Raw genomic sequence first — 10,557 nt, forward strand, 5'->3', positions numbered from 1 at the left:
CCGGAAATCCAACGCAATTTAACAATCCGCAAAAAAAGGCCGGCAAGGAATGAACCCCTCGCCGGCCTGCCTCACCCGCCCGTGGGTCGGTTTCCCGTATCAGAACGATCCCATCTGAAAGAAACCGGCCGTCATCACCACTACCGATTTCCGCCCAGCGCAGAGGCAAGGCGCACAAGCGAGAGGAACTCGGACCTGTACCCAAACGGGTCGGATCCTCGAGCGGCAGTGGCAATCTCCATGATCTTGTCGTAACCGAACTTCGCGGTTGCATCCTCGTCGCGCAGCTTCTGGCCGAAGGCCGCGACGGCCACGGAGAAGCGCTGGTCGGTGCCGGCCTCGTCGAACGACGCCACCTCGTTGGCCGAAGTCACCGGCGTGGTGATCAGCTTCGAGACGTCCTCGTTGGGCAGCTTGTAGCGGATCTTGACGAAGGCATATTCGCCGGCATTGGCGATGCCCCCATTGTCCACCGACGCCTGGCCGTAGCGCAGCGGGTCGATCTGCTCGCCACCGCTGCCCTTCGGCGTGATCTCGTAGATCGCGGTGACCGAATGACCCGAACCGATATCGCCGGCATCGACGCGGTCATTGTTGAAATCCTCACGGTTGAGCGCCCGGGTCTCGTAGCCGATCAGCCGGTATTCCGAGACCTTGTTGGGGTTGAACTCGACCTGGATCTTCACATCCTTGGCGATCGTGAACAGCGTCGAGGAGGCGTCCTCGACCAGCACCTTCTCGGCCTCGGCGAGCGTGTCGATATAGGCGGCCGTGCCGTTGCCGTTCTGGGCGATGGTCTGCATCATCTGGTCGTTCAGATTGCCGCGGCCAAAGCCGAACACCGACAGGAAGACACCGGTCTTGCGCTCGCTCTCGATCAAACGCTTCAGGTCGTCGTCATCAGTCTGACCAACGTTGAAGTCGCCATCGGTGGCGAGCATCACCCGGTTGACGCCGTCCTTGACGAAGGATTGCTGGGCAAGTCTGTAGGCTTCCTTGATGCCCGCCTCGCCGGCCGTCGAGCCGCCGGGCTGCAGATTGTCGATGGCATTGAGGATCTTGTCCTTCTCGGCAACTTTTGTCGGCATCAGCACGGTGCCGGCCTCACCGGCATAGGTCACGATCGAGATCGTGTCGTCTGCCTTCAATTTGCCGACCAGAAGCCGGAAAGCCGACTTGAGCAGCGGCAGCTTGTCCGGCTCGTCCATCGAGCCCGAGACGTCGATCAGGAAGACCAGATTGGCTTTCGGCTGCTCGGTCGGCTTGACGTCAAAACCCTTGATGGCGACATGCATCAGCTTGGTGTGCGTGTTCCACGGTGTCGGCATGACGCTGACCGTCGAGTTGAACGGCGTCGTGGCGGAGTCCGGGCCCTTCCAGTCATAAGGGAAGTAGTTGATCATCTCCTCGACGCGGACCGTATCGGCCTGCGGCACGAACCCTTCCTTCAGCGAACGCCGCACGAAGGAATAGGAAGCCGTGTCGACATCGATCGAGAAGGTCGAGACCGGATCCTCAAGCGCGGCATGCACCGGATTGGTCTTGAAATCCTCGATGCGGTCGCGGTTTTGCTCTTGCGGCTGAACCTGGTCGGCCGGAGCCATGGCTGGCTGCTGCGCCATCAGCTTGGACTCGGCCGGCGCGAGACTCCGCGACATGCTGGGGGCACTTACAGTACCGTCCAGCGCAAATTCGCCTGTCGGGGCCGGTGCCGGGGGTGCACTATTCATTGCCACACTTCCGGCGCCAGTAGCATCCTGTCGGGGAGCGCCCTTCGCCGCCTCCTGCTGTGCACCGCCGATAGCAACGGTCGATTCGGATTTCGGCGGTGAGGCCGGCGCGACAAGCGCATCTGAGGCGTCGCGGCTTTCTACATCCGCGTCGGCCTTCTTGTCTTTCTCCAGTTCGGTGCGGGCCGGCTTGAGCTCGTTGGTCGTCTGCTTCACCGTCGCAGGCTTGTCGGCCAGCGTTTCGGTGATCTTCTCGTCGCCGCCGAATTTGGGCGGCTGTTCCCTCAGCATGTGGAAGGTGGCGTATCCGGCGATCGGCAGGGCGACGAGCCCGGCAAGAGCCGGCGCGGCAATGAGTTTCTTTTGCATGATCTCGCTCCAGAGCTTTTGTGCTCGCTCTGTGAGACGAAGCCCGCCTACCGATCCTTGGCTCACGGTCGAAATATTTTCCTGATCATAGGCGCGCATGGCGGCTTCGAAGGCACGAGCCTTCGCGCTCTCGCCCGGCGCCGGCGCCGCGATGTCGCGCAGTCTGTTGAGTTCGTTGTCGTCGACCATGGTCACACTTCCCCGGCCGAGCGCATCAGCGTCTTCAGCCGTTTCTTCGCTTCATGGATGTGCCAGGAAACCGTCGCCTCCGAGATCGCCATCGCCTCGGCGGCGGCCGCATGGCTCAAGCCCTCGCCATAGACCAGCAGCACGGCGTCGCGCTGCTTGTCCGGCAACTGCCTTACCGCCGCCCACAATGCCTCGGCCGGGTCTTCCGGCTCTGCCGAAGCCTCGCCCGAGATTAGCGCGTGAACGCCATAGGCCTCCGTCTTTGCCATATCGCGGGCGGACTTGCGCATCATGTCGCGCGCGGCGTTCAGGGTCACGGAGTAAAGCCATGTCGTGAAGGCGCCGCCCCCGCGATAGTCGCGGATAGCCCGGCCGAGCCGGACGCAGACTTCCTGGGCGATGTCTTCGGCATCGGCCTTCTTGCCGCACCAGCGATAGGCGGCGCGATAGACGAAGTCATAGTGCCTTTCCAGCAATTTGCTGAAGGCCCCCCTGTCTCCGCCCTTCGCCCGCCCGATCAGTTCGGCGTCGGAGGCTTCGCTCTCATCCAGCATCATCGCCATCATTTGCCTGTTGGACGAAGGCTAATGGCGATTCCTTGGGGCAATGGAAAGATTTTTTTGGAAACGGGCAGATCGTGGCCATCGCTGCCCCGCTTGACAGATACATATCTCTGCAGTTATACGTAAATCAATAGCCGCCGAGTTATCGATCCCCATGACGAATGCTCACGATGTCCTTTTCCGAACGCTCTCCGATCCGACGCGTCGGGCCATCTTCGAGCGCCTGTGCCGGGAAGGCGAGCAGACGGTCGGCGCCCTGACGGCTCAGTCCGGGGTCTCGCAACCAGCCGTGTCAAAGCATCTCGGCGTGCTCAGGCATGCCGGGCTGGTGCGCGACCGCCATGAGGGGCGGCAGACCCATTACAGCGCCCAACTCGGCGCACTTGCACCGCTGACAGACTGGACGAACCAGATGAACGCATTCTGGCAGAGCCGGTTCGACGACCTCGAAAATCTGCTCAATAGAATGGACCAATGACCAACATTGCGATCGAAACGCGCTCCGTCATTGTCGAACGAGAGATACCTCATCCGCCGGAAAAGATCTGGCGCGCGCTCACCCAACCGCATTTGATCGAGGAGTGGCTGATGAAGAATGATTTCAAGCCAGTCGCGGGTCATCGTTTCAATCTGCGAAAGGACCCGCAGCCTGACGTGAGCATCGTCGTTGACTGTCAGGTAACCGCAATCGAGCCGAACAAGACACTGTCCTACACTTGGCAGGCCTATGGCCTCGAGAGTGTCGTCACATGGACTCTCATGCCGACCAGCACGGGCACTCGATTGCGGATGGAGCAGTCCGGCTTCCGGCCTGATCAGGAGCAGGCATACCGGGGTGCGACGAGTGGGTGGCGGCAGTACTTTGCAAACCTGGCTGAGGTCCTGGCGCGAATGGATTGAAACCCGCCGAGCGGATCACTGGGTCCGCTTCGGCTCGTTTTTAACGGGAGGTCTCATTGGATTGGAACAAGTGGATTCGGCAAACTCATCGCTGGCTGTCGATCATCTTTACGCTGACCGTCATCGCCAACTTCGTTGCCATGACATTGGGGCAGCCGCCTGCCTGGATCGTCTACTCGCCGCTCTTGCCGCTCTTCTTGCTGCTGTTCAGTGGCTTGTACATGTTCGCGCTGCCGTATGCCGCCAAGGGAAACGGCAGGGAACGCGCGGGCGCATAGGAAATGGGCAGAATGGCCAAGACGCAGGGGCAATCGACCAAGGTCGCGGCCAAGGCTGCACCAGTCCTGCTGTCGGGCGGCAACCCGCAAATCGCGAAGGGGGACGGCGACGCGCCGGTGCAGGCCTATATCGCTGCAATGCCGGGCTGGAAACGCGGCCTCGGCGAGCGCCTCGACGCACTCATCGTGCGCAATGTGCCTGATGTCCGCAAAGCCGTGAGATGGAATTCGCCGTTCTACGGCATCGAGGGCCAAGGCTGGTTCGTGACGTTCCATGTCCTGACCCGCTACGTGAAGGTGACCTTCTTCAGCGGCATGTCGTTGCGGCCGGTCCCGCCCGGCGGCACGGCGAAAAGCAAGGACGCACGCTGGATCGACATCCGCGAAGGCGACGCGTTCGACGAGGCGCAGATGGCGGAGTGGGTGAAGCAGGCCGCCGCCCTGCCCGGCTGGATCCCGTAGCCGCGCCCGCGGATTGATTGAAGCCTGCCAGCACAATTCAAACCACGCCCTTCCGACAGGGCGGACAGAGGAGAAATAGCGATGAAGATCAAGCTGACCAGCGTCTATGTGGACGACCAGGAAAACGCCCTGCGCTTCTATACTGAAGTGCTCGGCCTCACCAAGAAGGCCGACTTCAGCAATGGGCCCTATCGCTGGTTGACCGTGGCCTCGTCCGAAGAGCCCGATGGAACCGAGCTGCAACTCGCGCTCAACGACAACCCGGCCGCCAAGGCCTATCAGCAAGCCATCTTCAAGCAAGGCCAGCCCGCGGTCATGTTCTTCACCGATGACGTCAAGGGCGACTACGAGCGCATCAAGGCGAGCGGCGGCGAGTTCACCATGCCGCCGACCGAGGCGACCGGCTCGACCATCGCCCAGTTGAACGACACCTGCGGCAACCTCGTTCAGATCACCCAGCTGGCGCGCTGGTAAAGCGCGGCAAACAAAACGCGTCGTGGCAGAGAAAGGCACGCAATGATTCCATCGCAACAGATCGACCAGCTGATCGCGGGCCTCACGGACTGGCGTGGCAAGACGCTCGCCAGCGTCCGCAAGACCATTCTTGAAGCCGATGGCGAGATCATCGAGGAATGGAAGTGGATGGGAAGCCCGGTGTGGTCCCGCGACGGAATGATCGCCGTCGGCAACGCCCACAAGGACAAGGTGAAACTGACCTTTTCCCACGGCGCCAGCCTGCCGGACCCCGGCAAGCTCTTCAACGCGGGGTTGGACGGCAAGGTGTGGCGTGCGATCGATCTTTTCGAGGGCGATGAGCTCGATGAGCGCGCGCTGAAAGACCTTGTCCGGGCCGCCATCGATTACAACCAGGCCAAAAAGAAGAAGAAAGCGCTGGCGAAGGCACCGAAGTAGCATCGTCGCCATTTTTGGTGCTTTAGGCCGCTTGCCCCGCAACCCAGCCGGACGACCACGCCCACTGGAAATTATAACCGCCCAGCCACCCCGTGACGTCGACGACTTCGCCGATGAAGAACAGGCCTGGGACAGATTTCGCCTGCATCGTCTTCTGGTCAAGTCCGTTGGTATCGACCCCGCCAAGCGTCACTTCGGCCGTACGATAGCCCTCCGAACCGGCCGGCTTGATGTGCCAGTCATTGACCGCCGCGGCGATGGTTTTGATCTCAGCATCCGAAAGATCGGCGAGGTTGCCGTCGATCCCGGTGCGCTCGGCGATCGACTGCGCAAGCCGCTTCGGCAGATGATTTGCCAGCACCGTCTGCACCGCTTGCCGTCCGTTGCCGCGCTTGGCGGTGCGAATGAGGTCTGCCACGTCGGCTCCCGGCAGCATGGCGATGCGGATTTCGTCTCCCTCGCGCCAATAGGACGATATCTGCAGGATGGACGGTCCGCTGACGCCGCGATGCGTGAACAGCATCGCTTCGGAAAACCGTGTCTTGCCACAGGCGACTTCCGCTTCGACGGCATTGCCGGCCAGGGGCGCCAGCCGCTCGAGCGTTTTTGCGTCGAAGGTCAGCGGCACCAGCGCCGGCCGCGTTTCGACAATGGCAAGACCAAACCGTTCGGCAAGCTCGTAGCCGAAGCCGGTCGCCCCCATTTTGGGAATCGACTTGCCGCCACACGCCACGACCAGGGACTGGCATGCGACCGTACCGGTGGAGAGGGTAAGCACAAATCCTTCCACGGTTCTGCGGACATCACCGACGTTGGCCGACAGTGCCAGTTCCACGCCCCTGCTCCGCATTTCCGCGACCATCATGTCGATGATCTGGCGTGCGGAGCCGTCGCAGAACAACTGCCCCAGCGTCTTTTCGTGATAGGCAATGCGGTGGCGCTCGACGAGCGCGATGAAATCGCGCTGCGTGTAGCGGCTGAGCGCCGAGATGCAGAAATGCGGATTGCCCGAGAGAAAGTTCTTCGGGCTGGCATGGATGTTGGTGAAATTGCACCGGCCTCCGCCGGAGATGCGGATCTTTTCGCCGGGCATCGCCGCGTGATCGAGGATCAGCACCGAACGGCCGCGCTTGGCCGTCTCCACGGCGCACATCATTCCGGCGGCGCCCGCGCCGATGATCACGACATCATAGGATTGCATCAGGCCAAATCGTTCCCGCTGACGGCGCCGTTCAGCAGGCGGCGCCAATCGTGCAAGTCTCTACCCGTTCGGTGCGACCGCAGGCAACGTCCCGGTCCGTTTTAGATCAGCGTTTCGGCAAAAAGCGTCGTCAACCGCTTCCAATGGCGCTCGGCGCCGATCGCATCGAAGACGCTATGATCCGGCACGCACCAGCCATGCGCCATGCCGACATAGTTCTCGATCACATGGTCGACTTCCGCAACTCGCAGCGCCTCGGCAAGTCGTGCCGACTGCTCAGGCGGGAAACTTCTGTCGACACCGGACGTGCCGACATAGACACGCGCCTTGATCGAGGCAGCCTTGCGATGCGGGCTGTCGGCGGCATCGCTGGCCAGATTGCCGCCATGGAAACTGGCCGCCGCCCTTATCTGCTCGGGATAGGTTGCAGCGGCGTTCAATGCCCGTGCGCCGCCCATGCAATAGCCCACCGTCCCGATCGGTCCGGTAACACCCTCGGCAGCCAGCGCATCGACGAATGCACCACTGTCGCTGATGGTCATCTCTTGCGTGGTGCCGGTGACCAGCGCCATCAGCACTGTCTTGGTCTTTTCCTCGGCAAAGGCGGTCTTGGCGTCGAACGGCCCGTAGGGCGCATTGCGGTAGAACAGGTCCGGCACCAACACCGCATAGCCTTCGCCCGCCAACCGTTCCGCCATGCCATCGAGCGCAGCGCGCGGCCCGAACGCATCCATATACAGGATGATGCCGGCCTTGGCCGGGGACGTGTTTGCAGCGCGGAAAAGTCCTGCCCTGGCAACGCCATCCCTGGTCTTGATCTGAAGGTCTTGTTTCGTCATCGCCTGCTCCGTTCATTAGATGCGCGATACATATCCGCGTGAGCCGCCAGAACAAGGCGTTCCCTGAACCCGGCAGTCAACATTTCGTGCAGGATGGCGTGGCGACTACAGACCGGCGAATGCCGCCATATGAAAAGCCTGGATCTCCAATGGATAGCGATAGGCCGTGCCGTACGGACAGGCGTTGCGGTCGAGGCAGCCGCCGCTTCGGCACGGTCCGCCATTTGCTCCCCGCACATGCGCCAGACAGGATTGGTAGGCGAAACCTTGTTCGGAATAAGCGTCGACCGGACAGGATTTCAGGCAAGGTTTTTCCACACATGCATCGCAAAGGTGGAGCGGCGTCTCAACGGCTTGGAGAGGAAGTTCTTGCTCGAACAGCAGCGCACCACGATAGGCGTGCCACAGCCCATATTGCGGATGCATGAGGATGCCGAGCGGTGACGGCTTCAGCCCCTCCGCCCGCATCGCCCATTGCTGAAATGGCAGATAGGGCTTGTCGGACGGTGAAATGGCCCTCGCCCCGAATACCTCGGCCACCGCCCCGATCACTTCACGCGACCAGGTGTCGAGCGGATTGGCAATGGTCGGCGATTGCTTTTCCCGCCAGCGCAGGAAATGCGGCCAGGACGCAGCACCCGCCTGCCCCACCAGCAGCACGGCCTTGGAGGGAGCGCCCGACTGGCCCGGTGGCGGCGCATCGCCCAGCTCAAAATTGAAGCCGCCACGTAGAACAAGGCCGTTGGCGAGAAGCGCCGAAGCGATACGGTCAACGCTGCCGGCAGGCGCAATCATTCCTTCTTGACCGGATCGGAGAATGCACTCCGCCAGACTTCCTTGTGAATGATGTTGGCGACTTTAGCCCCGCCTGACTCGGGCTCCTTTCAAGTGAAGGCGTCGGGCATCGACCCCTTCTTCTTGGCGATGAAGTCCTTCAAGGCTTCGTCGGTGCTCGGATCGAGGTATGGTGCCTCATAGCTTTCCAGCCAGCGGCGGGCGAGCTCGTTGGCGCGCTGCGGCGCGGTCTTCTCGCCCTCGGCCAGCCACTGTTCGTAGGAATTGTTGTCGGCGATGTTGGAGCGATAGAAGGCGGTCTGGAAATTGGCCTGGGTGTGGTCGCAGCCGAGATAGTGGCTGCCCGGTCCGACCTGGCGGATGGCATCCATCGCCTGACCGTTTTCCGACAGATCGACGCCCTCGGAGAACTTCTGCGTCATGCCGAGCTGGTCGATGTCCATCATGAATTTTTCGTAGCAGGAGGCGAGCCCGCCCTCGAGCCAGCCGGCCGAGTGCAGCACGAAGTTGGTGCCGGCCAGGATGGTCGAGTTCAGCGTGTTGGCGCTTTCATAGGCCGCCTGAGCGTCCGGAACCTTGGATGCGCAAAGCGAGCCGCCGGTGCGGAACGGCAGGCCGAGGCGACGTGCGAGCTGTGCGGCGCCATAGGACACCAGCGACGGCTCGGGCGTGCCGAAGGTCGGCGCGCCCGATTGCATGGAGATTGACGAGGCGAAAGTGCCGAACAGCACCGGCGCGCCCGGCCGGATCAGCTGGGTGAACGACGCGCCGGCCAGCACCTCGGCCAAAACCTGCGTCAGCGTCCCGGCGACCGTCACCGGGCTCATCGCACCGGCGAGAATGAACGGCGTGACGATGCAGGCCTGGTTGTGGCGCGAATAGACTTTCAGCGCGCCGAGCATGGTCTCGTCGAACACCATCGGCGAGTTGGCGTTGATCAGGCTGGTCAGCACCGTGTTGTTTTCGACGAAGTCGTCGCCGAACACGATCTTGGCCATGGCGACGGTGTCCTCGGCGCGCTCGGGCGCTGTCACCGAGCCCATGAACGGCTTGTCCGAATATTTGATGTGGCTGTAGATCATGTCGAGATGGCGCTTGTTGACCGGCACATCGACCGGTTCGCACACGGTGCCGCCCGAATGGTGGATCGACGGCGCCATGTAGGCGAGCTTCACGAAATTCCGGAAATCCTCGATGGTCGCATAGCGCCTGACGCCGTCGAGATCGCGCACGAAGGGCGGGCCATAGACCGGCGCAAAGACAGTGGCGTTGCCGCCGATCTGCACCGAGCGTTCGGAATTGCGGGCGTGCTGGGTGTAGACGGACGGCGCGGTCTTCAGCAGCGAGCGGCAGAGCCCTTTGGGAAAGTGCACGCGTTCGCCCTTGACGTCGGCGCCGGCTTCTTTCCACAGCTGCAGCGCTTCCGCGTCGTCGCGGAAGATGATGCCGATCTCCTCGAGCACCGTGTCGGTGTTCTTCTCGATCAGCGCCAGGCCTTCCTCGTCCAGTACCTCATAGACGTTGATCTTGCGCTTGATATAGGTGAGCTGGGTGCCGGGGCCGCCGCCCGAACGGGCTGCACGCCGGGCAGCCGCTCCGCCGCTGGCGCCGCGCCCGCGTCGCGCGTTTGACGCTTCCTGATCGACTGCCGCGTGTTCGCTCATGATCGCTCTTCCCTGAATTTGTTCTTGTCCGGAATCCATTGCGGCAGCGTATCGCCGCTTCTTGCCGGATCGTAGCCAAGCACCCTATTCGAAACGGCCCGCCAGCGCCAACGGCTGTCGCAAAATCGACAAGAATTCCAAGAGAGTTACGGTCGCTTTCCTTTTGCGGGAAGTCGCAAATCAGCTATGGATACATGCCCCCAGCGGGTTAGGTATGAACGCGAATATTGTGTGCCTTGCGACGCAGTCGCGATGCCGGCAGGAGCTCGATACAAATGTCCGACGACGAGATCATCCTTTCCGAACTTTCCGACGACGAGTTGGTGCAGCAGATGCACGACGATCTCTATGACGGGCTGAAGGAAGAGATCGAGGAAGGCACCAACATCCTGCTCGAGCGCGGCTGGGTGCCTTACAARGTGCTGACCGAGGCGCTGGTCGAAGGCACGCGCATCGTCGGCGAGGATCTTCGCGACGGCATCCTCGACGGTCCCGAAGTGCTGTTGTCGGCCACCGCGAAGACGGCCGGCATGTTCATCCTGCGTCCGCTGCTTGCCTCGACCGCCGCGCCGAAGCAGGGCAAGATGGTCATCGGCACCGTCAAGGGCGACATCCACGACATCGGCAAGAACCTCGTCGGCATGATGATGGAAGG

Annotated in this window: 13 protein-coding genes; 7 read left to right on the forward strand and 6 right to left on the reverse strand. The window is 62.0% G+C overall.

What is annotated here, in order from left to right; genetic code table 11:
* Positions 1-140 precede the first annotated feature (140 nt).
* Both AC1DYW_RS21285 and AC1DYW_RS21290 read right to left on the reverse strand, forming a co-directional pair.
* Positions 141-2,288: a vWA domain-containing protein gene (locus AC1DYW_RS21285; RefSeq protein ID WP_477227534.1), complete on the reverse strand. Its 2,148-nt coding sequence runs from the start codon at positions 2,286-2,288 to the stop codon at positions 141-143.
* A 2-nt stretch (positions 2,289-2,290) separates the two neighbouring features.
* Complete coding sequence (locus AC1DYW_RS21290) at positions 2,291-2,851, reverse strand: RNA polymerase sigma factor (RefSeq protein ID WP_095087997.1); 561 nt, start codon at positions 2,849-2,851, stop codon at positions 2,291-2,293.
* Positions 2,852-3,005: 154 nt separating this feature from the next.
* Between AC1DYW_RS21290 and AC1DYW_RS21295 the strand changes: the two genes are divergently transcribed.
* From AC1DYW_RS21295 to AC1DYW_RS21320, 6 genes are all read left to right on the forward strand, one after another.
* Complete coding sequence (locus AC1DYW_RS21295) at positions 3,006-3,329, forward strand: ArsR/SmtB family transcription factor (protein WP_457154973.1); 324 nt, start codon at positions 3,006-3,008, stop codon at positions 3,327-3,329.
* The gene (locus tag AC1DYW_RS21300; protein ID WP_457154974.1) at positions 3,326-3,751 is read left to right on the forward strand and encodes an SRPBCC family protein; all 426 of its coding nucleotides are present in this window, start codon (positions 3,326-3,328) and stop codon (positions 3,749-3,751) included. The genes AC1DYW_RS21295 and AC1DYW_RS21300 overlap by 4 nt, the downstream gene beginning before the upstream one ends.
* A 56-nt stretch (positions 3,752-3,807) precedes the next feature.
* Positions 3,808-4,029: a hypothetical protein gene (locus tag AC1DYW_RS21305; RefSeq protein ID WP_457154975.1), complete on the forward strand. Its 222-nt coding sequence runs from the start codon at positions 3,808-3,810 to the stop codon at positions 4,027-4,029.
* Between the two features lie 12 nt (positions 4,030-4,041).
* Entirely contained in the window at positions 4,042-4,491 is a 450-nt protein-coding gene (locus AC1DYW_RS21310; RefSeq protein ID WP_457154976.1) for a DUF1801 domain-containing protein, read from the forward strand.
* A gap of 81 nt (positions 4,492-4,572) precedes the next feature.
* Entirely contained in the window at positions 4,573-4,965 is a 393-nt protein-coding gene (locus AC1DYW_RS21315) for a VOC family protein (protein ID WP_457154977.1), read from the forward strand.
* Positions 4,966-5,007: 42 nt separating this feature from the next.
* Entirely contained in the window at positions 5,008-5,403 is a 396-nt protein-coding gene (locus AC1DYW_RS21320; RefSeq protein WP_477227535.1) for a DUF1801 domain-containing protein, read from the forward strand.
* Positions 5,404-5,425: 22 nt separating this feature from the next.
* On the opposite strand, the gene AC1DYW_RS21325 is transcribed toward AC1DYW_RS21320, so the two are convergent.
* The 4 genes from AC1DYW_RS21325 to AC1DYW_RS21340 all read right to left on the reverse strand — a co-directional run bounded on the left by AC1DYW_RS21325 (position 5,426) and on the right by AC1DYW_RS21340 (position 9,902).
* Complete coding sequence (locus AC1DYW_RS21325) at positions 5,426-6,604, reverse strand: BaiN/RdsA family NAD(P)/FAD-dependent oxidoreductase (RefSeq protein ID WP_457154460.1); 1,179 nt, start codon at positions 6,602-6,604, stop codon at positions 5,426-5,428.
* 101 nt (positions 6,605-6,705) lie between these two features.
* Positions 6,706-7,443, reverse strand: a complete 738-nt coding sequence (locus AC1DYW_RS21330; protein WP_457154459.1) for a dienelactone hydrolase family protein — start codon at positions 7,441-7,443, stop codon at positions 6,706-6,708.
* Positions 7,444-7,548: 105 nt separating this feature from the next.
* On the reverse strand, positions 7,549-8,238 hold the full coding sequence (locus tag AC1DYW_RS21335; protein WP_457154458.1) for a hypothetical protein: 690 nt from the start codon (positions 8,236-8,238) through the stop codon (positions 7,549-7,551).
* 89 nt (positions 8,239-8,327) lie between these two features.
* Positions 8,328-9,902, reverse strand: coding sequence for a trimethylamine methyltransferase family protein (locus AC1DYW_RS21340; protein WP_477227536.1), 1,575 nt, complete (start codon positions 9,900-9,902; stop codon positions 8,328-8,330).
* Between the two features lie 275 nt (positions 9,903-10,177).
* Between AC1DYW_RS21340 and AC1DYW_RS21345 the strand changes: the two genes are divergently transcribed.
* On the forward strand, positions 10,178-10,557 hold a 380-nt coding region (locus AC1DYW_RS21345), incomplete at its 3' end, for a B12-binding domain-containing protein (RefSeq protein WP_477227537.1).

Source organism: Mesorhizobium sp. P2_D5 (assembly GCF_056404355.1).

What these genes read in the sequence shown, in the direction of transcription:
- AC1DYW_RS21310 (WP_457154976.1), top strand. Translation starts at nt 4,042, where the DNA reads ATGGCCAAGACGCAGGGGCAATCGACCAAGGTCGCGGCCAAGGCTGCA.
- AC1DYW_RS21285 (WP_477227534.1), bottom strand. Translation starts at nt 2,288, where the DNA reads ATGGTCGACGACAACGAACTCAACAGACTGCGCGACATCGCGGCGCCG.
- AC1DYW_RS21320 (WP_477227535.1), top strand. Translation starts at nt 5,008, where the DNA reads ATGATTCCATCGCAACAGATCGACCAGCTGATCGCGGGCCTCACGGAC.
- AC1DYW_RS21295 (WP_457154973.1), top strand. Translation starts at nt 3,006, where the DNA reads ATGACGAATGCTCACGATGTCCTTTTCCGAACGCTCTCCGATCCGACG.
- AC1DYW_RS21300 (WP_457154974.1), top strand. Translation starts at nt 3,326, where the DNA reads ATGACCAACATTGCGATCGAAACGCGCTCCGTCATTGTCGAACGAGAG.
- AC1DYW_RS21315 (WP_457154977.1), top strand. Translation starts at nt 4,573, where the DNA reads ATGAAGATCAAGCTGACCAGCGTCTATGTGGACGACCAGGAAAACGCC.
- AC1DYW_RS21330 (WP_457154459.1), bottom strand. Translation starts at nt 7,443, where the DNA reads ATGACGAAACAAGACCTTCAGATCAAGACCAGGGATGGCGTTGCCAGG.
- AC1DYW_RS21340 (WP_477227536.1), bottom strand. Translation starts at nt 9,902, where the DNA reads ATGAGCGAACACGCGGCAGTCGATCAGGAAGCGTCAAACGCGCGACGC.
- AC1DYW_RS21325 (WP_457154460.1), bottom strand. Translation starts at nt 6,604, where the DNA reads ATGCAATCCTATGATGTCGTGATCATCGGCGCGGGCGCCGCCGGAATG.
- AC1DYW_RS21335 (WP_457154458.1), bottom strand. Translation starts at nt 8,238, where the DNA reads ATGATTGCGCCTGCCGGCAGCGTTGACCGTATCGCTTCGGCGCTTCTC.
- AC1DYW_RS21290 (WP_095087997.1), bottom strand. Translation starts at nt 2,851, where the DNA reads ATGGCGATGATGCTGGATGAGAGCGAAGCCTCCGACGCCGAACTGATC.